The sequence below is a fragment of the Bradyrhizobium sp. USDA 3240 genome, assembly GCF_054063295.1.
Window position 1 is genome coordinate 3,897,606 of sequence record NZ_JBSSGD010000002.1, and the last position, 23,561, is coordinate 3,921,166.

At 65.4% G+C, this 23,561-nt stretch carries 17 protein-coding genes; 11 read left to right on the forward strand and 6 right to left on the reverse strand.

Features of this window, described 5'->3' with window-relative positions:
• Window positions 1-28: 28 nt before the first annotated feature.
• Window positions 29-7,522 carry an Ig-like domain-containing protein gene (locus ACVIGA_RS19155; protein WP_456667570.1) on the reverse strand — a complete coding sequence of 2,498 codons (7,494 nt, stop codon included), beginning with the start codon at window positions 7,520-7,522 and terminating at the stop codon, window positions 29-31.
• 489 nt (window positions 7,523-8,011) lie between these two features.
• On the opposite strand from ACVIGA_RS19155, the gene ACVIGA_RS19160 reads away from it, so the two are divergent.
• Together ACVIGA_RS19160 and ACVIGA_RS19165 are read left to right on the forward strand one after the other, a co-directional pair.
• A complete protein-coding gene (locus ACVIGA_RS19160) occupies window positions 8,012-8,755 on the forward strand; it encodes a thermonuclease family protein (protein WP_456667571.1) in 744 nt (247 codons plus the stop codon).
• 54 nt (window positions 8,756-8,809) lie between these two features.
• A complete protein-coding gene (locus ACVIGA_RS19165; RefSeq protein WP_456667572.1) occupies window positions 8,810-10,303 on the forward strand; it encodes a M48 family metalloprotease in 1,494 nt (497 codons plus the stop codon).
• A gap of 96 nt (window positions 10,304-10,399) precedes the next feature.
• Here the strand turns inward: ACVIGA_RS19165 and ACVIGA_RS19170 are convergent, their stop codons facing one another.
• Window positions 10,400-10,801 carry a c-type cytochrome gene (locus ACVIGA_RS19170; protein WP_456667573.1) on the reverse strand — a complete coding sequence of 134 codons (402 nt, stop codon included), beginning with the start codon at window positions 10,799-10,801 and terminating at the stop codon, window positions 10,400-10,402.
• 218 nt (window positions 10,802-11,019) lie between these two features.
• On the opposite strand from ACVIGA_RS19170, the gene ACVIGA_RS19175 reads away from it, so the two are divergent.
• Complete coding sequence (locus ACVIGA_RS19175; protein ID WP_456667574.1) at window positions 11,020-11,829, forward strand: transporter; 810 nt, start codon at window positions 11,020-11,022, stop codon at window positions 11,827-11,829.
• A gap of 122 nt (window positions 11,830-11,951) precedes the next feature.
• On the opposite strand, the gene ACVIGA_RS19180 is transcribed toward ACVIGA_RS19175, so the two are convergent.
• Complete coding sequence (locus tag ACVIGA_RS19180; RefSeq protein WP_456667575.1) at window positions 11,952-13,244, reverse strand: MFS transporter; 1,293 nt, start codon at window positions 13,242-13,244, stop codon at window positions 11,952-11,954.
• Between the two features lie 244 nt (window positions 13,245-13,488).
• Between ACVIGA_RS19180 and cyoA the strand changes: the two genes are divergently transcribed.
• Genes cyoA through ACVIGA_RS19215 form a run of 7 tightly spaced genes read left to right on the forward strand, consistent with a single transcriptional unit; the run spans window position 13,489 to window position 20,400 of the window.
• Entirely contained in the window at window positions 13,489-14,655 is a 1,167-nt protein-coding gene (gene cyoA / locus ACVIGA_RS19185; protein ID WP_456667576.1) for a ubiquinol oxidase subunit II, read from the forward strand.
• 10 nt (window positions 14,656-14,665) lie between these two features.
• Window positions 14,666-16,669: a cytochrome o ubiquinol oxidase subunit I gene (gene cyoB / locus ACVIGA_RS19190; RefSeq protein ID WP_456667577.1), complete on the forward strand. Its 2,004-nt coding sequence runs from the start codon at window positions 14,666-14,668 to the stop codon at window positions 16,667-16,669.
• On the forward strand, window positions 16,666-17,295 hold the full coding sequence (gene cyoC, locus ACVIGA_RS19195) for a cytochrome o ubiquinol oxidase subunit III (RefSeq protein ID WP_456667578.1): 630 nt from the start codon (window positions 16,666-16,668) through the stop codon (window positions 17,293-17,295). Before cyoB ends, cyoC begins: the two co-directional genes overlap by 4 nt.
• The gene (gene cyoD / locus ACVIGA_RS19200) at window positions 17,292-17,684 is read left to right on the forward strand and encodes a cytochrome o ubiquinol oxidase subunit IV (protein ID WP_223972197.1); all 393 of its coding nucleotides are present in this window, start codon (window positions 17,292-17,294) and stop codon (window positions 17,682-17,684) included. Before cyoC ends, cyoD begins: the two co-directional genes overlap by 4 nt.
• 2 nt (window positions 17,685-17,686) lie before the next feature.
• Entirely contained in the window at window positions 17,687-18,517 is an 831-nt protein-coding gene (locus tag ACVIGA_RS19205; RefSeq protein ID WP_456667579.1) for an SURF1 family protein, read from the forward strand.
• Entirely contained in the window at window positions 18,489-19,874 is a 1,386-nt protein-coding gene (locus tag ACVIGA_RS19210; protein WP_456667580.1) for an ATP-binding protein, read from the forward strand. The genes ACVIGA_RS19205 and ACVIGA_RS19210 overlap by 29 nt, the downstream gene beginning before the upstream one ends.
• Window positions 19,864-20,400, forward strand: a complete 537-nt coding sequence (locus ACVIGA_RS19215) for a response regulator transcription factor (RefSeq protein ID WP_173640164.1) — start codon at window positions 19,864-19,866, stop codon at window positions 20,398-20,400. Before ACVIGA_RS19210 ends, ACVIGA_RS19215 begins: the two co-directional genes overlap by 11 nt.
• A gap of 71 nt (window positions 20,401-20,471) precedes the next feature.
• Here the strand turns inward: ACVIGA_RS19215 and ACVIGA_RS19220 are convergent, their stop codons facing one another.
• Window positions 20,472-20,870: a nuclear transport factor 2 family protein gene (locus tag ACVIGA_RS19220; protein ID WP_456667581.1), complete on the reverse strand. Its 399-nt coding sequence runs from the start codon at window positions 20,868-20,870 to the stop codon at window positions 20,472-20,474.
• Window positions 20,871-21,090: 220 nt separating this feature from the next.
• Between ACVIGA_RS19220 and ACVIGA_RS19225 the strand changes: the two genes are divergently transcribed.
• Complete coding sequence (locus tag ACVIGA_RS19225; protein WP_456667582.1) at window positions 21,091-21,558, forward strand: hypothetical protein; 468 nt, start codon at window positions 21,091-21,093, stop codon at window positions 21,556-21,558.
• Here ACVIGA_RS19225 and ACVIGA_RS19230 read toward each other — a convergent pair.
• Both ACVIGA_RS19230 and ACVIGA_RS19235 read right to left on the reverse strand, forming a co-directional pair.
• Window positions 21,539-22,759, reverse strand: a complete 1,221-nt coding sequence (locus ACVIGA_RS19230) for an MFS transporter (protein ID WP_456667583.1) — start codon at window positions 22,757-22,759, stop codon at window positions 21,539-21,541. The two genes, ACVIGA_RS19225 and ACVIGA_RS19230, sit on opposite strands and share 20 nt — an antisense overlap.
• Before the next feature lie 114 nt (window positions 22,760-22,873).
• Complete coding sequence (locus ACVIGA_RS19235) at window positions 22,874-23,533, reverse strand: LysE family transporter (protein ID WP_456670842.1); 660 nt, start codon at window positions 23,531-23,533, stop codon at window positions 22,874-22,876.
• Window positions 23,534-23,561: the final 28 nt, after the last annotated feature.

Consider the following 23,561-nt stretch of genomic DNA (forward strand, 5'->3'; position numbering starts at 1 on the left):
GCGCCGACCATTTCTCAGCGTGACACGATCAGAGATGGAAGTCGGAAACGGTCTGATAGGGCGTCCCTGCCGGCAGCCCGAGAAACAGGTACTGCATGCCATATTGTCCGGCGAACGCCGACGCCACGGTGTCCATGATGACGTGACCGCCCAGATCCAGATGCAGTTCCGGGCGGGTGATCGGCCCGAGCGTGTAGGCCGGCGCGATGGTTTCGTTGATGTGCAGCGCGTCGAAGGCGGCGGACACCGCCGACAGCGAGGCCGCATTGCCGGCCAAGTCGACAACGCTTGAGCCATTGGCGGCGAAGCCGGTCACGGAGAGCGATGCGGCACGATTCGTCGACGACACGATGTGATCGAACACCAGCTTCGAGGGATCGCCGAGCAGCGCGGTTGCCGCAGCGTCGTAGATCGCGCTGCCGCCGTCGTTCAGCGTCAGGAGCGGCGTGCCGTTGACGACGTGAACCGCCTCGTTGAAGCCGACGGTCAGCTGCACCAGCGAGCCCGTCGCCGCAACGCCGCCGGACGGGGTTGCCGTGATACCGGTGAGATGGGGCACGGTGGTATCGAGGGTAAAGGTCAGGCTCGACGACGCGCTGACATTGCCGGCGGCATCGACCTCCTGCACCGTCACGGTGTGCACGCCATCAGTTGTGAAGACCGGCGCCATCGCCGAAAAACTCGACGCTCCGTCGGCCTTGAAGCGCAGCGTGTCGGCCAGATCGGATTTGGTGTAGTCGATCAGCGGATTGCTGGTGATGTGGTCGGTACCCGAGAAGCCGGTGTCCTGATGCAACGAAAGCAGCGGTACCGCCGGCGGCTTGGTGTCACCGGTGAAAAAGATGGTACCGCTTGCCGCGCCGGCATTGCCGGCGATGTCGGTGTAACTCGACGCGGTGACGGACAGATTGGCTGACAGATGATCGGTGATTTCGGCGGTGAAGACCGCGGTGTAGATGTCATGGCCTGCGCCGTTGACGCCGACATGGACGAGGCTGCCGAGTAGCCCGCCATGGACGGCGATATCGCCGAGCCCGAAGCCCGCGACCGCCTCGGAGAAGGTAAACGTCATCAACGCCGCGTCGCCCGCGTGCAGCACGGTATGGTCGGCTGCGACCGACACCGTCGGCGAATGCGTGTCGCCATCGATCGTGGCAGTATTGCTCGCCGCGCCGGCATTGCCGGCGTCGTCGGTATAGCTCGAGCCCGTGACCCGGATCGAACCCGCCAGGACATCGTTGATATCGGGCGCGAAGGTCGCGGTGTAGACGTCCTGGCCTGACACGTTGAGCCCGACATGGACCAGATTGGTCAGCACGCCGCCGGCGACGACGGTATCGCCGAGCGTGAAGCTGGCGACATGCTCGGAAAAGGTGAAGGTGACAACCGAATTCTGGCCTGAAAGCAGCGTGCTCGGGCTCGCCGCGACCGACACCGTCGGCGCCTTGGTATCGCCGGTGAAGCTGACGGTATTGCTAGCCGCGCCGGCGTTGCCGGCGACGTCGGTGAAGCTCGATGCCGTGACCTGCACCGAGCCCACCTCGGCGTTGCTCTCATCCGGCGTGAAGGTCGCGGTGTAGACATCCTGGCCTGATGCGTTGACGCCGACATGGACCAGATGGCCCAGCGCCCCGCCATGCACGGCCACGTCAGCGAGCGCGAAGCTTGCGATCTGTTCGGAGAAGGTGAACGTCACCACCGCGGTCTGCCCCGCCAGCAACGCGTTACGGTCCGCCGCGATCGACACCGTCGGCGCCAGCGTATCGCCGCCGATCGTCGCAGTGTTGCTCGCCGCGCCGGCATTGCCGGCCAGATCGCTGTAGCTGGACGCATTGACTTTCACCGAGCCGGTTTCGGTGTCGCTGACATCGGGCGTGAAAGTCGCGGTATAGACATCGTGACCGGAGCTGTTGAGCCCGACATGCACGAGATGGCTCAGCGCGCCGCCATGGACGGTGGTGCCGCCGAGGGTGAAGTTCGCGACGGCCTCCGAGAAGGTGAAGGTCGCAACCGAGAGGTCGCCGGCCAGCACCGCGTCCGGATTGAGCGTGACGGAGACGGTCGGCGCCAGCGTGTCGCCAGCGAAGGTCACCGTATTGCCGGCCGCGCCCGCATTGCCGGCCGTATCGCTATAGCCGGACGCGTTGACCTGCACCGAGCCTGCTTCGGCGTTGGTGACATCAGGCGTGAAGGTCGCGGTGTAGATATCCTGGCCGGTGCCGTTGACGCCGACATGGACAAGGCTGCCCAACGCGCCGCCGCTGACGCTGACATCGCCCAGCGCGAAGCTCGCGACAGTCTCGGTGAAGGTGAAGGTGACGGTGGAGGTCTGACCTGCGAGCAGCGTGCCGTGATCAGCCGAAACCGCCACCGTGGGCGCCTTGGTGTCGCCGGTAAAGTTGATCGTGTTGCTGGACGAGCCGGAATTGCCGGCGACGTCGGTATAGCTCGACGCGTTGACCTGGACCGAACCCGCTTCAGTGTTGCTGACATCGGGTGTGAAGGTCGCGGTATAGACGTCATGGCCGGCCCCATCGACGCCGACATGGACAAGATTACCCAGCGCGCCGCCGCTGACGGTGAGATCGCCGAGCCCGAAGCCGGCGACGGCCTCGGAGAAGGTGAAGGTGACGAGCGCGTGATCGCCGGCGGTGAGCGTGCTGTGGTCGGCGGCGACCTGCACCGTCGGCGCCTTGGTGTCTCCGGTGAAGGTGATCGCACTGCTTGCCGCGCCGGGATTGCCGGCGATGTCGGTATAGCTCGATGCGTTGACCTGCACCGAGCCTGCCTCGGAGTTGGTCACATCGGGCGTGAATGTCGCCGTGTAGACGTCCTGGCGCGAGGCATTGAGGCCGACATGGACGAGGTTGCTCAGCGCGCCGCCGCTCACGGTGGTGTCAGTCAGCACGAAGCCCGCGACCGCCTCGGAGAAGGTGAGGGTGACGGTCGAAGCCTGCCCGGCCAGCAGCGAGGTCGAGGTCGCGGCAACCGACACGGTCGGCGCGACCCCGTCGATCACCAGATGCAGATCGGCCGCTGCATGGGTGACGTCGGCGTCCTGGCCGCCGGGATCCTTGATCGCGCCGCCATTGAGCGAGAGGCTCTGCACTTGAAGGTCCGACGTGCTGTCGCCGGCCTGTACGGTGTAGCTGAACACCAGCGCCTGTGAGCCGCTGCCGCTGACATAGGTCGCGGCCTTGCCGTCGTTGAGCAGCAACTCCGGTACACCCGTCACGCTCACCGTGTTGCTGAAATTGACCGTGATGGTGACGACCTTGCCGGTGTTCAGTGTCGCGAGGTGACCGGTGGTGTCCGATGTGACCGAGGCGATGCTCGCCTGTGACCTGAGCTCGAGATGCGGCGAGGCCGAGCCGTCGTAGCCGAGGCTCAGCGAGTTGGCGGTGGCGCCTGCGCCAAAGCTCAGATGCAGCGAGGCGAGCGTCACCCCGCCGCTGCTCTTCACCACAAGTACGCCGTTCGCATAGGACAGCGTAGCGGTCGCATCATAGGCGATGTTGCCGAAGTCGATCGTATCGCCGCCGCAAAAGCCTGTGATCGATGTGCCGAACGACGCCCCGGAGAATGCAGCGGCATCGAGCACGAGCTTCTCGGTGCTGCCGTCGGTGAAGGCGATCGCGCCCGTTCCCGCCGCGCCGCTCGCCGCGAGTTCGAGGATCGAGCCCTTGATAACCGTGCCGCCCGAATAGGTGTTGTGCGCAGACAGCACCAGCCTGCCGCCGCCGGTCACCTCGACATCGCCCGGCGTCGCGCCATCGGAGATCACGCCGCTCTGGGTGACGGTCTCGCCGGCTGCGACATTGAAGACCGGATCGCCCGAGACCGCGATGTTGCGGGTGTGCGTGAAGCCGTCGGTGAAGCTGATGCCGGTGCCGTCGCCCAGCGTCAGCATGTTGGTGACCGCGCCGAGATTGACGTTGGCGGAGATCGATACCCTCGTGCCGGCGCCGCTGACAGCGGTGTTGCCCGTATAGCTGTTGTTGCCGCCGAGAATGACGGTGCCGCCGCCGCTGATGACGAGGCCGCCGACGCCGGCATTGGCACCGGTGCCGCCATTGCCGCTCTGGTCCGCGATGTCGTTGGCGACATTCAGCGTCTGGCCGCTGCCAGGCGTGAAGCTGAGATTGCTGTTGCCCTGGATGAAGATGCCGGAGCCGATGCCCGAGCCGCTCGCCTGGCCACTGCCGTTAGTGCCGCCGGCGACGGCGTTGAAGCCGGAATCGTTGGAGAGCGAGCCGCCCTTGATGGTCAGCGAGCCGCCTTGCTGAACGAAGACGGTGCCACCCGCGCCAAGCCCGCCGCCGCCACCCGCCGTGCCATCACCACCGCCGAAGCCGCCGAGCCCGCTGACGCCACCCCCGCCCCCGAAGCCGCCATTGCCGCCATTGCCGCCGCCACCACCGAAACCACCATTGCCGAACGCCCCGCCGCCACCACCGTAGCCACCATTGCCGCCGTCGATTGCGTTGCCGCCGCCGACGCCGCCGCCGGTGCCGTGTGCGCGGTTATTGTTGCCGAAGAAGCCACCGGCGCCGCCGCCGCCGCCATTGGCGCCGCCCGTTCCGCCATACCAGTAAAGAAGGGTCCCGCTTCCGTATGGGATCAGGTAGCCGTCGACTCCCTTGCCGCCGCCCGCGGTGCCGGGGACGATGCCAGCGGCCCCGTTCTGAAATGCGGCGGAGTTCGCACCCTGCGCATGAAGACCGATGCCGCCACCGCTGCTGTTTCCGCCTTGGCCCCCCATGCCGCCACCGCCGCCGAAGCCGTCGATATTGACGTTGCTCGCGGTGCTACCGGTTCCGCCGTTACCGCCGATCGCGGCACTGTCGTGAAACACGACATTGTCGATCGTGACGCTGCCGTTCGACGAGACGAACAGCGCGCCGCCGAGGCCGGCACCACCGCCGCCGCCGCCCTGGATGACGCCGCCGCCGGCAGCCACCGTGTTCTGGATGGTCAGGTTCTCGAGATTGACGTTGCCGGCATAGACGAAGAAGCCGCGCTGTGCATTGAGGCCGTCGATCGTGTGCGTGCCGCCGTGGCCATCGCTGCCGTTGATCGTGACGCTCGATCCGCTCAGCAGATTCAGCGCGTACAGTTCCGACGTCAGACTGAAGTTGGCGGTGATGTTGATCGTGTAGTTGGCATTCGCCGCGGCGTTAACCCCGCTGGAATCCATCTGCAGGATGGCGGCGTTGAGTTCGGCGACATTGGAGGCATTGAAGACGCGGGTCGACACGACCTGCACGATCGTTCCACCGTTCGCATCCTGCGAGAGCTGGAAACTGGTGCCGGAGCCGACCCCGGCAAGGGTCAGCGTATCGGTCGTGGTGCCGTTCGAGATCGAGAGCGTATTGCCGGACAGACTAACCGTGTTGAGCGACGGATTCTGGGTGTTGTACTGCAACCCGGTCAGGTCGATGAACTGGCCGGGATTGAAGTTCGCAATCGTGTTGGTGAACGCATTGCCGGTCAGCGCGGCGTTGTCGATCTTCAGCGTACCGACAATGCCTGAGGTAAACGAGATGTTGCCGGTCCCGGCTGCGCCGACCGCGGTGAGCCACACCGTGCCCGAGTAGATCGTCGTGCTGCCGTAGGTGTTGGCGGCATGACCAAGCACGAGCGTACCACCGCCGTCGATACCGAGATTACCGCTGCCGATGACGAGCGCAGTGTCGGTGACGGTTGACCCATTTGCAATCGCCAGTATCGAATTGCCGCTGATCGAGAGCGTGTCGTCGAAAGTGCCGCTCGATGTCAGCGAGAGATGCGCGCCGCTCAGGCCGAACGTCCCAGTCAATCCTGCGAGCTGACCCATCCCGAGCTGCAACGTGCCGGCGCCCGACAGCGTGAACGTGCCGGAGCCGCTGATCGAGCCGGTATCGGCGATCGTACCGGACGAAATATCGAAGGTGCCGCCATTGGCGGTGAGCTGAATGTCGTGCGTGAAAGTGTAGCCGCCGGTCGTGGTCAGCGTGCCGCCATTGTGGATCAGCGCGCCGGCCGACCCGCCGATGTTGTTGTCGGCCGTGATCGAGAGGACGTTGCCGCTGTCAATCTGCGTGCCGCCGACATAGGTGCTCGCACCCGTCAGCGTCAGCGTGCCGCCGCCGGAGACGAGCACCTTTCCGGTCGTGCCGCTGCCGCTGATGCCACGCTCGTCAGCGATCGAATCGGCGATCGTGAGCGTCGTGACGGTTTGCAGGCCCTGCGAGAAGGTGGGGACGGTGTGCGTCGGGGTGACGACCATCGTACCCTGGATGAAGATATCGCCATGGGCGGAGCCGTTGCCCGCGCCGTTGGCGCCGGTGCCACCGGTCTCGGTCGCGCCCGACAACGTGCCGCCGATGATGGTGAGCTTGCCGCCCTGCTGAACGAAGATGTTACCGCCGGCACCCAATCCGCCGCCACCGCCGCCGCCGAGCGAGCCATCGCCCGCGCCGAAGCCGCCGCTGCCCGGTGTGCCGTTCGAACCGCCGCCGCCACCGCCAAAGCCGCCATTGCCGCCGGTATGCGCATATCCGCTGCCGTTGCCCGAGCCGCCGCCACCGCCGGCGAAACCACCATTGCCGCCGGCATAGATGCCGCCGCCGCCACCGCCACCCACGCCGCCGGCGCCGCCATAGCCGATGATGTTGCCCGAGGGGCCGCCGCCGACCGAGTTGCCACCGCCGATGCCGCCGCCGCCACCACCGACGCCGCCGCCACCACCGCCACCACTCGCACCGCCACCAGAATGCGCGCCATAGCCGATGCCGCCGTAATTGTCGGCGCCCAGTCCACCGCCCGCCGCGCCTTCGATCGTCGCGGGCGTGCCGCCCGCGCCGCTCGCGCCGGTCGAGGGGTGCTGGGTGTCGGAGCCGGCCTCGCTGTAACCATTGCCGCCATTGCCGTGATAGCCGTAGTAGTCTTGGCCGCCGAAGCCGCCGCCCCCACCGCCGCCGCCATTGCCGCTGCCGCCGTCGGCACCGATGCCGCCGCCGCCACCGCCGCCAGCCGGATCGACCGCGCCGCCGTTACCGCCCTTGGCGGTATTGCTGCCGAAATTGACGTTGTTCAGCGTGACGTTGGCGTTCTGCCCGACGAACAGGCCGCCGCCGAGGCCCGCACCACCGCCGCCGCCGCCGACCCCGCCATTGCCGCCGCTTGCCACGGCGTTGATGATGGAGAGGTTCTTGAACGTCACCGTGCCGGATGTGACGACGAAGCCTTGGTAGCCGCGCGCGTCGATGACGTCGCTGTAGTCCTGACCGCCGAGCTGGTTGTTGTAGTCGGAGTTGCCGTCGAAGGTGAGCGTCGAGCCGTTCATCAGATTGATGGCCGGCAGATCGTCCAGCAATTGCAGCGTGCGCGCGCCGGACGAGAGCGAGAAGTTGATGACGTAATCGGTGTTGGTCGCGGCGAGACCGCCGCCGACGCTGATCGCGGAGATTGCGGCGTAGAGCTGAGTGTAATCGTGGACGGGATCGCTGGTCGTCAGCGTGAGAACAACTGGGTTCGACACAAGGCCCTCGGCAATATGCGCGAACGACCGCGATCGGTCGCTGTTTCCAAAAATTTCTGAATAGTTATCTTGCGCCGCAAGCCATTGGCAACAATAACGAATTCTCATTCCGCGCACGGAGTTGAGATGGTCAATGGGTAAGGTTGACGCGCGCGAGGACCGCGTTGCGCAGGCTCAAACGCCGATCTTCGTCACGACAGGGGACATACGAGACGCATTCGTCCCGCAGCGGCCATGCGTTGATGTGAAACTGGGGCCCCATGCCTGCGCGCGATGAGAAGCGCTGCAAGAAATTGATCGGCAATGCGTCGCCGAATCACGGTCGGCCCCGCCCGAGGTCGTCTCGCTTCGCCTGTGGCTCGGCGGCGATGTTTCCGTCAAACTGTCCGCGTCGGCGACCACGCTCCGAGCGGAGCGCGCCGAAGTAACGAGAGCAGCATGACGCCTCCACGCGATAGAGCATGGCAACACCGTCCGCGTGCAGTGGCGATGACAGCGTACGCGCTTGCGATCGTCGCCTGCATCGGACGCGCCGAAGCGGCCGGATGCAATTTCGAGATTCAGGGCGAAGGTCGCGTCGCGGCTGTGGTCGATGCGCGCAGCCTGCGGCTCGACGACGGCCGCGAGGTCAAGCTCGCCGGCATCGAGGTGGCGGACCGGGCCAAAGCCATCGCGGCGCTGTCGGCGCTGCTGGTCGGCCGCGAGGTGACGCTGCGCGGGCAGGACGACACGCCGGACCGCTACGGCCGCCAGCCGGCCGACGCATTCCTCGAACGCCGCGAACTCCCCGTGCAGAGTGAGCTGCTGCGCCAGGGCCTCGCGCTGGTGTCGTCCGAGATCGCCGACAAGGACTGCGCCACGGCGCTAATGGCGGCGGAGGCCGAGGCACGGGCCGCCCGATCGGGAACCTGGGCCGAGTCCGCCGTCATAAAAAACGCCGAAAGTCCGGACGATATTTTGGCCGGGATTGGGCGCTTTACCGTGGTCGAGGGCCGGGTTTTGTCCGTGCGCCAGGCGGGGGCGACGACCTACCTGAATTTCGGCCGAAACTGGACACGGGACTTTGCTCTGACTATTTCAAGGCGCATAGTCCCTGCGTTTGAGGCGGCCGGCCTTGCGCCCAAGTCTCTGGAAAATCGTAGGATTCGTGTCCGAGGCTGGGTGGAAGCACGACGTGGGCCGCGAATCGAATTGCTCCGGGTGGGGCAGATTGAAGTGCTCGGCGGGAACTAGGGGCCCACAGGCCACGGCTCGGCCGAGTCACGGGACAAGTTGTGGGTTTTTGACGTGATTGTGCGCGCTGGACGGCGTGAAGATGGAACTGGCCGCCGGCTTTCGGCTGCGCTGGCGCTCGTCTGCGCGACCCTGACGCTGTCGGCCTGCGGCAATGTCGGCCGGTTCGAGCAGGTCACCCCGACCGCGGCGGCGGCGCCGGTGAAGCCGAACCGGGTGGTGCAGCAGACGCCCAACAGCGAGCGCGAACATGAGCGCATCCTGTCGTCCTATGGCGGCGCCTATGACGACCCGAAGCTCGAGGCCCTGATCAGCAAGACCGTCGACCGGCTGGTCGCCGCGTCCGAACGGCCCGACCAGGCCTACAAGGTCACGATCCTCAACTCCGGCGCGGTGAACGCCTTCGCGCTGCCGACCGGTCAGCTCTACGTCACGCGCGGTCTCATTGCGCTCGCCAGCGACACCTCCGAGCTCTCCTCGGTGCTGAGCCACGAGATGGCGCATGTGCTGGCCAAGCATGCCGCGATGCGCGAGGACCAGGCGCGCCAGGCGGCGGTGGTGACGCGCGTCGTCACCGACATGAGCACCGATCCCGATCTCACGGCGCTGGCGCTCGCCAAGACCAAGCTGACGATGGCGAGCTTCTCGCGGCAGCAGGAGTTCGAGGCCGACGGCATCGGCGTCGGGATCGCCGCGCGCGCGCATTTCGATCCCTACGGCGCGTCGCGCTTCCTGACCGCGATGGAGCGCAATGCCGCGCTCAAGATCGGCAAGACCGCGCTCGATCCGCGCGCGCAGGATTTCACCTCGTCGCATCCGGCAACGCCGGAGCGCATCTCCAATGCGCAGACCACCGCGCGACAGTATTCATCGCCCGAGAGCAACGAGCGCGACCGCGAGACCTATCTCGCCGCGATCGACAACATCGTCTATGGCGAAGATCCCAGCGAAGGTTTTGTGCGCGGCCGCCGCTTTCTGCATCCCAAGCTCGGCTTCACCTTCACCGCCCCGGAGAATTTCACGCTCGACAACACCGCGCAGGCGGTGATCGGCGTGCGCGAAGGCGGCAGCCAAGCGATGCGCTTCGATGTGGTGCGGGTGCCGGCCGAGCAGTCGCTCGGCGACTATCTGAATTCCGGCTGGATGGAAGGCGTCGAGAAGTCCTCGACCGAGGATCTCAACATCAACGGCTTTCCGGCGGCATCGGCCACCGCGCATGGCGACCAGTGGCAGTTCAAGGTCTACGCGCTGCGCTTCGGCAGCGACGTCTATCGTTTCATCTTCGCCGCCAAGCAGAAATCCACCGAGAGCGAGCGCAACGCGCGCGAGACCGTCAACTCGTTCCGTCGCCTGACCCTTGACGAGATCCAGGCCGCGCGCCCGCTACGCATCAAGGTCATCAACGTGCAGCCCGGCGACACCGTGGAATCGCTGTCGCACCGCATGGCCGGCATCGATCACCCGGCCGAGCGCTTCCGCGTGCTCAATGGCCTCGACGCCCACGCCCAGGTGAAGCCGCGCGACCGCGTCAAGATCGTGGTGGATTGAGGCTGCGAAGCGTCGCGCTCCTGCCTCACGACCGCTGTCGTCCCGGCGAAGACCGGGACGACGGGTGGAGAGAGTTTGGTGCGATTGCAGTAGCCCCTACTTCGCCTTCTCCTTGAGGAAGGCGATGATGTCGGCGCGATCCTTCGGATCCTGAACCTCGTAGAACATCTTGGTGCCCGGAACCATCGCATCCGGACCGGTCAGCCATTTGTCCAGATTGGCCTCCGTCCATACGATCTTCGAGTTCTTCAGCGCCGGCGAGTAATTGTAGCCCGCGACCGAACCGGCAACGCGGCCCACCACCCCCTTGTGCATCGGACCGACGTCGTTCTTCTCGATCGAATGGCAATCGCCGCAGCCCTGGTACAGCGTGGCTCCGCGTGACGCATCGCCCGCCGCACGGGCACTGTTCAGCGCGAGCAGGATCGCGATGGCCGCCATCGCGGCGATCTTGGCGTGCCGCGGCGCCAGCGCGCCTGCGATCGAACGAATGGTCATTCCGGGGTCTCCTGTTTTGCCACCACAACAGGAGCAGCCAGGTCGCCATTCTATTCCCTGAAATTTCGCCCGCCCGCTGGACACCAGCCGAATCGATCGCCAAAAATGGCACTTGTTGTTGAAGTTTTTTGCCGCCGACGAGGAATATCCGCGTCATCAGCCGATCACTATCCTAGCTGCCACCTCCGCAGCGGCGCCGGGTTTTTGGAGCATCCCCAGTGTTTCACAATCGGTTCGGCGCCGTCGCTCGACTTGCCGAACTCGGGTGCGTGCTTGCTGCGATCACCCTCGCAGCAGCCACCGCCGCGCGCGCGGACGGTTGTCCCAAGCCGAGCGACGAAATTGCGACCGACCGGCCCGACGTCACCAATTCGAGTATCGTCGTGCCGGTCGGGAGCCTGCAGAGCGAAAACGGCGTCAACCTGACCGGCCGCAACACTGGCCGCAGCATCGACGGCAGCAACAGCCGCTGGCGGCTCGGCATCGCGCCCTGCCTCGAAATCCTGATCGACCTGCCGAGCTATACCGGCACGATGAGATCGCCGGGCGCCGCGGGCTTTTCCGACGTCGCGCCGGGGATCAAATGGCAGATCAGCCCGGTGCCGGGAAAGATCGACCTCTCGATCACCGCGGGTGTCGCGCTGCCAACCGGCGCAGCCGCCATCGCCGGGCGCGGCGCGCAGCCCTACATCCAGCTGCCATGGTCATGGGAGCTGCATGACGGCTGGGGCCTCAGCGGCATGTTCACGGAATTCTTCCGACCCGCCGAGCTGACCGGCCAGCACATGTCGGAAACGACCTTCGTGATCGAGAAGAAATTGACCGAGCGGATCAGCGTGTTCACCGAATATGTCGGCGACTATCCGGACGGCGCACGGCCGATCCAGCTGATCAATTCCGGCGGCCTGTACCGGCTCACGCCGACCCAGCAGCTCGATCTCCACGTCGCGTTCGGACTCAACCACAACTCGCCGAACTACATCGTCGGCCTCGGCTATTCGTTCCGCGTCGACGGGCTGTTCCGTTAAACGAAGCTCCGTAGCCCGGATGCAGCGCAGCGCAATCCGGGGCAGATCCATCCGCAGTGAGAGCGGCCCCGGATTTCGCTTCGCTGCATCCGGGCTACAAGCAGAAGGAGACGGCCGCGTGACTAGTTGACTTCCGCTTCGCGCAGGCCGCTCAGCCACAGCGCGAGCAGCGTCCACACCGCGCCCGACAACAGATACGCGCCGGCCGAGATCAGGCCGAAATGCGTCGCCAGCAGCAGCGCGGCGAGCGGCGCAAAGCCGGCGCCGAACAGCCAGGCGAAATCCGAGGTCAGCGCCGAGGCGGTGTAGCGATAGGTGCGCGCGAAGTTCGAGGCGATCGCGCCGGATGATTGGCCGAACGACAGGCCGAGCAGCACGAAGCCGAGCACCATGTAGACGGTTTCACCGAACGCCCCGGCATCGAGCAGCTGCGGGGCAAAGCCGCTATAGACCGCGATCGCGACCGCGGACCCCAGCAGCAGCGGCTTACGCCCGACGCGATCGGCGATCATGCCCGAGGCGATGATCGCGACGACCCCGACCATGGCGCCGATCATCTCGATGATCAGGAAGCGCACCGGGCTTTCCCTGGTGAACAGGAACACCCAGGACAGCGGAAACACCGTGACCATGTGGAACAGCGCAAAGCTCGCCAGCGGCGCGAAGGCGCCGAGCAGGATGTTGCGGCCCTCTTGCGCCACGGTCTCGCCGACCCGCGCCGGCTCGAGGTCGCGGCTTTCGAACAGCTCGGAATATTCATCCGTCGCCACCATGCGCAGCCGCGCGAACAGCGCCACCACGTTGATGGCGAAGGCGACGAAGAACGGATAGCGCCAGCCCCAATCGAAGAAATCGTCCGCCGAGAGGTTACCCGCGAAGAACGCGAACAGCGCGCTCGCCACGATCAGCCCGAGCGGCGCGCCGAGCTGCGGCACCATCGCGTACCAGCCGCGCTTGTTCGCCGGCGCGTTCATCGCGAGCAGCGAGGCGAGGCCGTCCCAGGCGCCGCCCCAGGCGATGCCCTGCACGACGCGCGCGGCGGCCAGCAGCCAGATCGCCGCCGCGCCGATCGTGTCGTAGCCAGGAAGGAACGCGAGCGCGACCGTGGCGGTGCCGAGCAGGAACAGCGCGATGACGAGCTTGGCGCCCTTGCCGTGGCGGCGGTCGACCGCCATGAAGATCACGGTGCCGAGCGGCCGCGCGGCGAAGGCGAGCGCGAAGATGCCGAATGAATAGAGCGTGCCGGTCAGCTCGTTGACGAACGGGAACACCAGTTTCGGAAAAACGATCACCGAGGCGATCGCGTAGACGAAGAAGTCGAAGAATTCCGACGTGCGTCCGATGATGACGCCGATGGCGATTTCGCCGGGTTTCGCCTGCCCGTGACCTGATGCCATCGGGGTGCCGTGAGCCATTGCTGGGGCCTGTGCCATCGCCGGAGAACCGTCCTTTGGAGCGTGATCCGGAAAAGTGGAAACCGGTTTTCCGAACCGATCATGCTCAAGCTAGATGAGGCCACGGGCAGCCTCTGCCACGCGGTCCACCTCACCTTCTGATCTCGTATCCCGCAGTGCAACATTGGACAAATTGTCCAATGTCAACTTTGCTGCATCGCAGCTACCCCTTGGCGGAACTCATAAAATTCAAGTGGGGTGAGCCGTGCGCGCCTTGAAATTATTGGCCTTATTGCCGTTCGCGGCGCTCCTTGGCGGGTGCGATTTCGTCGTCCTGGCCCCTGCCGGCGACGTCGCCATCCAGCAGCGCGACCTCGTCGTGATCTCCACCGTCCTGATGCTCATCATCGTGCTTCCGGTGATGGCGCTGACCATCTTCTTCGCCTGGCGCTACCGTCAGTCCAACACCGCAGCGCCCTACGAGCCGGAGTGGGATCACTCCACCCAGCTCGAGCTCGTGATCTGGTCGGCGCCGCTGCTGATCATCATCTGCCTCGGCGCGCTGACCTGGATGGGCACCCATCTGCTCGATCCCTACCGCTCGCTCGGCCGCATCGCCGCCGACAAGCCGATCGAGAGCAAGGACGCCCCGCTCAATGTCGAGGTGGTCGCGCTCGACTGGAAGTGGCTGTTCATCTACCCGGATTACGGCGTCGCCGCGGTCAACGAGCTCGCCGCTCCGGTCGATCGCCCGATCCGCTTCCGCATCACGGCGTCCTCCGTGATGAACTCGTTCTACATCCCTGCGCTTGCCGGCCAGATCTACGCCATGCCCGGCATGGAGACCAAGCTGCACGCGGTCGCCAACAAGGAAGGCACCTTCCGCGGCTTCTCCGCCAATTACAGCGGCGCCGGCTTCTCCGGCATGCACTTTGAGTTCAAGAGCCTCTCGAACGCCGATTTCGACAAGTGGATCGGCACCGCCAGGGCCAGCGGCAACATGCTCGGCCGCACCGACTATCTGCAGCTCGAGCGTCCGAGCCAGAACGATCCGGTGCGGCTCTATCGCTCGGTCGACCGCGATCTCTACAAGGCGATCCTCAACATGTGCGTCGAGCCCGGCAAGATGTGCATGAGCGAGATGATGGCGATCGACGCCAAGGGCGGCTTCGGCCGCGAAGGCCTCAACAACACGCTGCCGCTGACTTACGACAAATACGCCCGCCGCGGCGCGCCGCTCGGCACCGAGCCGACCTTCGTCGCCGGCATCTGCTCGATGGACGAGATCAAGGACGCGCCGTCGCGCGACGTTCTCGCGCCGCTCGACCTGACGCCGCTGCGTGGCGTCGGGCTGAAGCGCCCGCCGTTCTCTCCCGCCCATCCGTCATCGACATCGTTGCTGCTCGGCCAGCGCCCGAAATCAGACTCCTGAGGAGCGCCGCATGAATCCCGATCTCATCAAGATGATCTTCGGCCGCCTCAACCTGGACGCGTTGCCGCTGCATGAGCCGATCCTGGTCGGCACCTTCGCGGTGGTCGCGACCGGTGGGCTCGCGCTGTTCGCGATCGTCACCTACTTCCGGCTCTGGACCTATCTGTGGCGCGAGTGGTTCACCACCGTCGACCACAAGCGCATCGGCATCATGTACATGATCCTCGGCATCGTGATGCTGCTGCGCGGCTTCGCCGACGCGCTGATGATGCGCCTGCAGCAGGCGATCGCCTTCAACGGCTCCGACGGCTACCTCCCGGCCCATCACTACGACCAGGTCTTCACCGCCCACGGCGTGATCATGATCTTCTTCGTGGCGATGCCGCTGGTGACCGGCTTGATGAACTACGTGGTGCCGCTGCAGATCGGCGCCCGCGACGTCTCCTTCCCCTTCCTCAACAATTTCAGCTTCTGGATGACGGTCGGCGGTGCCGTGCTGGTGATGATGTCGCTGTTCGTCGGCGAATTCGCCCGGACCGGCTGGCTCGCCTACCCGCCGTTGTCGAACATCGGCTACAGTCCTGACGTCGGCGTCGATTATTACATATGGGGACTACAGGTCGCCGGCGTCGGCACGACGCTATCGGGCATCAACCTGGTCTGCACCATCGTCAAGCTGCGCGCGCCGGGCATGACGATGATGAAGATGCCGGTGTTCACCTGGACCTCGCTCTGCACCAACGTCCTGATCGTCGCCTCCTTCCCGGTCCTGACCGCGGTGCTGGCGCTGCTGTCGCTCGACCGCTACGTCGGCACCAACTTCTTCACGAACGACTTCGGCGGCAACCCGATGATGTACGTGAACCTGATCTGGATCTGGGGCCACCCCGAGGTCTACATCCTGGTGCTGCCGGCGTTCGGCATCTTCTCCGAGGTGACCGCGACGTTCTCCGGCAAGCGGCTATTCGGCTACACCTCGATGGTCTACGCCACCGTCGTCATCACCATCCTCTCCTATCTGGTATGGCTGCATCACTTCTTCACGATGGGCTCCGGCGCCAGCGTGAACTCGTTCTTCGGCATCACCACCATGATCATCTCGATCCCGACGGGCGCGAAGATGTTCAACTGGCTGTTCACGATGTATCGCGGCCGTATCCGCTTCGAGCTGCCGATGATGTGGACGGTGGCGTTCATGCTGACCTTCGTGATCGGCGGCATGACCGGCGTGCTGCTCGCAGTGCCGCCCGCCGATTTCGTGCTGCATAACAGCCTGTTCCTGATCGCGCATTTCCACAACGTGATCATCGGCGGCGTGCTGTTCGGCCTGTTCGCCGGCATCAACTATTGGTTCCCGAAGGCGTTCGGCTTCAGGCTCGATCCGTTCTGGGGCAAGCTGTCGTTCTGGTTCTGGGTCTCGGGTTTCTACTTCGCCTTCATGCCGCTCTACGTGCTCGGCCTGATGGGCGTGACCCGCCGGCTCCGCGTGTTCGACGATCCCAGCTTGCAGATCTGGTTCGTCATCGCGGCCTTCGGCGCCTTCCTGATCCTGCTCGGCATCGGTGCGATGCTGGTGCAGTTCGCGGTGAGCATCCTGCGCCGCGAAGAGCTGAAGGACACCACCGGCGATCCGTGGGATGCCCGCACGCTGGAATGGGCCACCTCGTCACCGCCGCCGGATTACAACTTCGCCTTCACGCCCGTGGTCTACGACAACGACGCCTGGTGGGACATGAAGCGCCGCGGCTACAGACGGCCGTTGACCAGCTTCAAGCCGATCCACATGCCATCGAACACCGGCACCGGCATCATCCTCGCCGGCTTCGCGACGGTGATGGGATTCGCCCTGATCTGGTACATCTGGTGGCTTGCCGCCGTCAGCTTCGTTGCGCTGCTCGCGGTCGCGATCGGCCACACCTTCAACTATCACCGCGACTTCCACATCCCGGCGGATGAGGTGGTGCGGACCGAAGACACGCGGACGCGCGTTCTCGCCGCGGGAGCCCAGACATGACCATTGCTACCGTCTCCACACAAGGCTCCGAACCGGTCTTCCACGTCATCGACGAGCACGCGCATCCGGAAGGCGCCAGCACCATGCTGGGCTTCTGGATCTACCTGATGAGCGACTGCCTCATCTTCGCGATGCTGTTTGCGACCTACGGCGTGCTCGGCGGCAACTACGCCGCGGGCCCGGCGCCGAAAGACCTGTTCGACCTCAAGCTGGTCGCGCTCAACACCACGATGCTGCTGCTCTCCTCGATCACGTATGGTTTCGCCATGCTGACGATGGAGAAGTCGAAGATCGGCCAGACGCAGCTCTGGCTCGCGATCACCGGGCTGTTTGGCCTCGCCTTCCTCGGCATCGAGCTCACCGAGTTCGCCCACATGATCCACGAGGGCGCGACGCCGCAGCGCAGCGCCTTCCTGTCGTCGTTCTTCACGCTGGTCGGCACCCACGGCCTGCACGTCACCTTCGGTCTGGTCTGGCTGGTGACGCTGATGGTGCAGACCGCGCGCTTCGGCCTCACCGAAGCCAACCGGCGCCGCCTGATGTGCCTCTCGATGTTCTGGCACTTCCTCGACGTGGTCTGGATCGGCGTCTTCACCTTCGTCTACCTCCTGGGAATGCTGCGATGACAACAGAAGCCCGCACTCTCGAAGCCAATGCCGGCGGACACGGCCATGATGACCATGGCGGCGCGGCCCACGGCTCGCTGAAGACCTATCTGATCGGCTTCGGCCTCTCCGTCGTCCTGACCGCGGTGCCGTTCTGGCTGGTGATGACCGGCGCGATCGCCGACAAGCAGGTCACCGCGCTGATCGTGCTGGTGCTCGCCGCGGTGCAGATCGTCGTGCACATGATTTACTTCCTGCACATGAACACGCGGTCCGAGAACGGCTGGACCATGATGGCGATGATCTTCACCGTGATCATGGTGGTGATCGCGCTGACCGGATCGCTCTGGGTCATGCATCATCTCAACGTCAACATGATGCCGATCCACGACATGAGCCAGATGCCGTGACAATGCGGTCTGCCCGACCATCGCTTGTGCTGCTCACGCTCGGCATGCTGGGCGTGGTGCTGCTGGGCGCACTCGGTATCTGGCAGGTCGAACGGAGGGCCTGGAAGCTGGCGCTGATCGAGCGGGTCGAGCAGCGCATGCATGCGGCGCCGACGGCACCGCCGCCCCCCTCGTCATGGCCGGCGGTCACGGCCACGATCGACGAATATCGCCGCGTCACCCTGCGCGGCACCTTCCTCAACGCCGATGAGACGCTGGTGCAGGCCGTCACAGCAGACGGTCCCGGTTTCTGGGTGCTGACCCCGCTGCAATTGGCTGACGGAACCACGGTGCTGGTCAACCGCGGCTTCGTCCCGCCCGACCGGCGCGATCCCGCGACACGGCGCGACAGCGTCCCGCAGAGCGCCGTCAGCGTCACCGGGCTGCTGCGGATGTCAGAGCCCAAGGGCGGTTTCCTGCGCAGCAACGATCCCGCGGCAGGCCGCTGGTATTCGCGCGACGTCGACGCAATCGCCGCCACGCACGGATTGTCGCAGGTAGCCCCCTTCTTCATCGACGCCGATGCGACGCCAAATCCAGGCGGCTTTCCCGTCGGCGGGCTCACGATCGTGCGGTTTCCGAACAACCACCTGATTTACGCGCTGACATGGTTCGCGCTGGCCTTTATGCTGGCCGGCGCACTCCTGCGCGTCATCGGCGGCAGGGGCCGCGCCGGCGCCTCCGATCCAAGGTGGAGTTCGAGGCGCGCCGCCGTGCGCCGCCTGATCGGCGCAGCCCGCAATCTGTCTCGCGACACAGGCCCAGATGCTCGAGCGCACATCGGATCTGCATGACGAAAACACCGCGACCGGCACCGCCGTGATGCCATCCGCCGTGAGCGCGGCTGCCGGCATGCCATTCGACCTCTCAGCGCCCACCGACCTCGCGACCAATCGCAAGAACATGGCCCTGCTGGTCCAGCTGCGCTGGATCGCCGTGATCGGCCAGATCGCCACCATCGGCTTCGTGCAATTCTGGATGGGCGTCGCGCTGCCGCTGCTGCCGATGGCGGCCGTGATCGCCGGCTTGGTGGCGCTCAACCTCGTCAGCCTGCTGTGGCTGCGCTACCGCGCCGACATCAACAACCGCGAGCTGCTGGTCGCGCTGGCGCTCGACGTCGCGGCGCTGACCGTCCTGCTCTATCTCGCCGGCGGCGCCACCAATCCCTTCACATCGCTCTATCTGCTGCAGGTGACGCTTGGCGCGGTGCTGCTCGATGCCCCCTCGACCTGGTCGCTGGTGGCGCTGGTCTGCATGAACTTCGCCTGGCTCACCAGCTACTACCGACCGCTGGAGCTGCCGCAGCAGGGTTTTGCCGAGGCCTTCAATCTCTACATCGCCGGCACCTTCATCGGCCTCGTGCTCGACGCCGTGCTGCTCGTGGTGTTCATGACCCGGATCAACCGCAATCTGCGCGATCGCGACCTCCGCCTCGCGGCGCTGCGCCAGCACGCCACCGAGCAGGACCACATCGTCCGGATCGGCCTGCTGGCCTCCGGCGCCGCGCATGAGCTCGGCACGCCGCTCGCCTCGCTCTCGGTCATCCTGGGCGACTGGCGCCGGATGCCCGCGCTCGCCACCGATCCCGAGCTGTCGCAAGACCTCGGCGAGATGGAAATCTCGGTGCAGCGCTGCAAGTCGATCGTGACGGGCATTCTGCTATCGGCCGGCGAAGCCCGCGGCGAAGGCTCCTCGCCGACCACGGTTGCGGCGTTCCTGACGGCGCTGGTGGAGGAATGGCGGACGACGCGGCCGTCGGCCACGCTGTATTTCCGCAACGCCTTCGGCACGGATCTCGCGATCGTGTCCGACGTCGCGCTCAAGCAGGCGATCTTCAACGTGCTCGACAATGCCGCCGAGGTCTCGCGCGACTGGATCGAGCTGATGGCCGAACGCAATGCCGACAAGCTCGTGCTGTCGGTGACCGATCGCGGCCCGGGCTTCTCGCGCGAGATGCTCGCGCATGTCGGCAAGCCGTATCAATCGACCAAGGGTAGTCCCGGCAGCGGCCTCGGCCTGTTCCTGGTCGTCAATGTGGTGCGCAAGCTCGGCGGCGTGGTGACGGCGCGCAACCGGCCGGACATCGGCGCCGCGGTCAAGCTCGAGCTGCCGCTCTCGACGCTCGCGATCGGAGATCCTCTTGACGGATGAACGCCAGCTCCTGATCGTCGAGGACGATGCGGGATTTGCCCGCACGCTGAAACGCTCGTTCGAGCGCCGCGGCTACGGCGTCGCGGTGTCAGCCTCGCTCGACGAGGTCCGCGAGCTGCTCGAGCAGCAATCGCCCGGCTATGCCGTCGTCGACCTGAAGCTCGCCGGCGGCGCGTCGGGCCTTGCCTGCGTCGAAGCGCTGCACGCGCATGATCCTGACATGCTGATCGTGGTACTGACCGGATTCGCCAGCATCGCGACCGCGGTCGAGGCGATCAAGCTCGGCGCCTGTCATTATCTGGCCAAGCCATCGAACACCGACGACATCGAGGCCGCGTTCCTGAAGGCGCAAGGCAACGCCGCCATCGAGGTCGGCGCGCGGCCGACCTCGATCAAGACGCTGGAATGGGAGCGCATCCACCAGACCCTGATGGAGACCGATTTCAACATCTCCGAAGCCGCGCGGAGGCTCGGCATGCACCGCCGGACGCTGGCGCGCAAGCTCGAGAAGCAACGGGTCAAGTAGCTCGAAGAGGCGGATGACGCCGGCGAGACACGCGAATGCGCGGCTGATTCAGCCGGCCGCCTCCCGCTCCGTCACGTCATCGCGGCGACATCCGCCGCAGTGTCGATGTATTCCTGAAAGCGGACCGCCTTTCCTTCGCGGTACTTGAAAACGTGGGCCCATTCGTTCTTGACGGTCTTGCCTGTCTTCTTTGCCCGCGCCGTGAGCGTACCCAAGACCACGACGGTGTCGCCCTGCTCAATCATCTCACGCGGTGCAAACTCGCTGAATTCGAGATTCTCGCCGACCTGGACGAAGAAGTTTGCAATCTGCTGCTTTCCCCTAAAGGTCCCAGCCCAAGGCAATTTGTCCTGGGGACCTGGCGTTATCCACGTACAGTCGTCATCGATCAGATCTCTCATGAGCGCCGGAATGTCGCCACGTTGAAAGGCCTCATAACCCTTCCTGGTTGCCTCAACATTGGATGTCATCGGATTTCTCCTCGCTGCAAATTGATGGGTCACTTCAATGTCGATCAAATGGCGGCTGGGCGGCCAGCATAACATGCCGCGCTCCGATTGCCGTCGTCATCCGTGAAGACGATTCTGGTCAGGATTGCTTACGTGGCTTTCAGGCCGTTCGGTCGCCGGAGGTCCGCACTCACCTCGATCAGGAGGTTTCACTTCATGCGGGCTACGATTGGAGAGCCGCGTGCACACGCAGTTGCCGCTCACTCCGGTGCCGGTGTATAGCGACAGCATGAGTTACGCCGACGACCTGTTCCAACCCGGCACCGATGATGCCGACGACGCCAGCATGATCGCAGCGGCGATCCGCTGCATCGACGATTTCACCGACCGCTTCAATGCCCGCGATCTCGCCGGCATGGACGCGCTGCTGCACTTCCCGCACGTCATCCTGTCCGGCGAGCAGCTCGTGATCTGGGAACGGCCGGGCCAGCTGCCGGCGTCGTTCTTCGACGATCTGGCGCGCACCACGGGATGGGCGAGGAGCACCTATCAGCGCAAAGAGCCGGTGCTGGTCAGCCCACGCAAGGTGCATCTCGTGGTCGAATACAGCCGCGACCGCGCCGATGGATCGATTGCCAGCCGTCACCGCAATCTGTGGATCGTGACCTCGGAGAACGGCCACTGGGGCATCAAGCAGCGCTCGTACTGAGGGCGCGGCGCGGCAGCAATAGTGGCGTCGCCAGCAGAACCAGCCCGCTCAGCGCAATCGCCGTCCGGACACCCGCAACACCTGCCAGCACGCCCCAGAGCGCGGTCAGCACCGCGATGGTTGCGCTGCTGGTGATCGTCCAGGCCGAGAGCACGCGCGCGGTCCGCTCCATCTCGATCTGGGCCAGTCGATAGGCTGCAAACACCGGGTTGAAGATACCGGCGCAGGTGACGAGACCGAACTGCAGCGCGAAGACGACGGCGATGCCCGCAACACCGTTCGGCATGAAAGCGAGGCCGAGCGACCAGCACGCACGCAGCGTACCGGCCGCGAGCAACACATTGTGCTGGCCGAAGCGCGTGGCGAGCGAAGGCGCGAGCCGCGCGCCGATCAGGCCGCCGATACAGGGCGCCCCGAAGGCGAGGCCGTACTGCCATGGCGCAAAGCCGAGATCGCGGAGCATCAAGACCGCAAGCAGCGGCGCCGTCGCCATGATCAGGCCATTGACCAGCACGGTGTTGAAGAACAGCAGGCGGAGCACCGGATGCGCGAGGATCGCCCGCCATCCCTCGATCAGCTCGGCCGCGCGAAATCCCTGCGCCTGGCGCTGCACGGGCGCAGGCTCGCTTCCGCCGATCCGCCGGATCGCCAGCGCCGAGAGCAGGAAGCTGACCCCGTTGGCGATCACGGTCACCACCGGGCCGAGCACGCCGATCGCAGCGCCGCCGAGCGGCGGGCCGATCGCGGTCGCAGTCCAGGTCGTGGCTTCGAGCCGTCCGTTCGCGATCACCAGATCGTCCGGTTTTACGAGCGCCTTCAGGCAGGCGCCGCTCGCGGCACGGAACGCAATGTCCGCGGCGGCCATGATGACGGCGACGACAACGAGCTGGACGAAGGTCAGCCGTCCCAGCACGAACGCGAAGGGAACGCTGATCGTGGCAGCGAAACGAAGCAGATCCATCGCGATCATCACCGGCCGCTTGCGGCGGAATTCGATCCAGGGCCCGAGCGGCACCGCGACCGCAGCCCCGGCCAGCAGGCCGACCGCTGCGAGCGCCGAGACCGCCTCCGGCCTTGCATGCAGCACGAGGATGGCGAGCAGCGGGAACGCGTCGAAGGCGACCCAGGTCCCGAAGGTCGAGACCGCGAACGCGGTCCACAGCCAGTCGTAACCGCGCCCCAGCGACCGTCCTGCAAGCATGCCGCGCCCCTCGCCGGCTCCGCGATCTCGCCGCCAGCGCGGCGCAGCAGGTCATGAGTCGCGGCGATCAGCCAAGGGGCGATTTGTGCATGCCGGGCTCGAACTGGTCGCGCGCTAGCTCGCTTTTTCGGTAACGAGCTTCAGCCCCAGGCCAATGAAGACGACGCCGCTGACGCGGTCGATCCATTTGCTGACGCGGGAAAACGCCGCCCGCATCCGGGGCGTCGTCATGAAGTAGCTGACGCCGACAAACCAGAGGATCAGGCAACTCGCCATCACCAGGCCGTAGCCAAACCGAACCATGGCCGGCGTGTGGACGCTGACGACGGTCGCGAAGATCGAAAGGAAAAAGAACACCGGCTTGGGATTGAGGACGTTGGTGGCGAAGCCAAGGACAAAGGCCTTGATCAACCCCTGTTCGGCGACGGGCTTTTGCGAGAGGGCAAGCGTGCGGTCCTGCGGCGGGGTGTTCTCCACCGTGAGCGCGCCGGCACGCAACGCCTTGATCCCGATGTAGACGAGATAGGCAGCACCGCACCATTTGACGATGTTGAACAGCGCGACCGATTTCGAGATGATCGCCCCAAGACCAAGGATCGTATAGCTGATGTGAAACAGCAGAGAAACGCCCAGGCCGAATGATGTGACGATGGCCGCTCTGCGGCCGTGAACCATCAACTGACGCAGGACCATGGCGAGATCGGCGCCAGGCGAGACGATCACAAGGGAAAAGATCGTCATCAACGTCACGAGTTCGATCACGTAAGCGCTCATCGAAATTCCTCGCAAGGCGCCAATCGGC

What these genes read in the sequence shown, in the direction of transcription:
- cyoB (WP_456667577.1), top strand. Translation starts at nt 14,666, where the DNA reads ATGAATCCCGATCTCATCAAGATGATCTTCGGCCGCCTCAACCTGGAC.
- ACVIGA_RS19235 (WP_456670842.1), bottom strand. Translation starts at nt 23,533, where the DNA reads ATGAGCGCTTACGTGATCGAACTCGTGACGTTGATGACGATCTTTTCC.
- cyoC (WP_456667578.1), top strand. Translation starts at nt 16,666, where the DNA reads ATGACCATTGCTACCGTCTCCACACAAGGCTCCGAACCGGTCTTCCAC.
- ACVIGA_RS19210 (WP_456667580.1), top strand. Translation starts at nt 18,489, where the DNA reads ATGCTCGAGCGCACATCGGATCTGCATGACGAAAACACCGCGACCGGC.
- ACVIGA_RS19180 (WP_456667575.1), bottom strand. Translation starts at nt 13,244, where the DNA reads ATGGCTCACGGCACCCCGATGGCATCAGGTCACGGGCAGGCGAAACCC.
- cyoD (WP_223972197.1), top strand. Translation starts at nt 17,292, where the DNA reads ATGACAACAGAAGCCCGCACTCTCGAAGCCAATGCCGGCGGACACGGC.
- ACVIGA_RS19170 (WP_456667573.1), bottom strand. Translation starts at nt 10,801, where the DNA reads ATGACCATTCGTTCGATCGCAGGCGCGCTGGCGCCGCGGCACGCCAAG.
- ACVIGA_RS19160 (WP_456667571.1), top strand. Translation starts at nt 8,012, where the DNA reads ATGACAGCGTACGCGCTTGCGATCGTCGCCTGCATCGGACGCGCCGAA.
- ACVIGA_RS19230 (WP_456667583.1), bottom strand. Translation starts at nt 22,759, where the DNA reads ATGCTTGCAGGACGGTCGCTGGGGCGCGGTTACGACTGGCTGTGGACC.
- ACVIGA_RS19220 (WP_456667581.1), bottom strand. Translation starts at nt 20,870, where the DNA reads ATGACATCCAATGTTGAGGCAACCAGGAAGGGTTATGAGGCCTTTCAA.
- ACVIGA_RS19205 (WP_456667579.1), top strand. Translation starts at nt 17,687, where the DNA reads ATGCGGTCTGCCCGACCATCGCTTGTGCTGCTCACGCTCGGCATGCTG.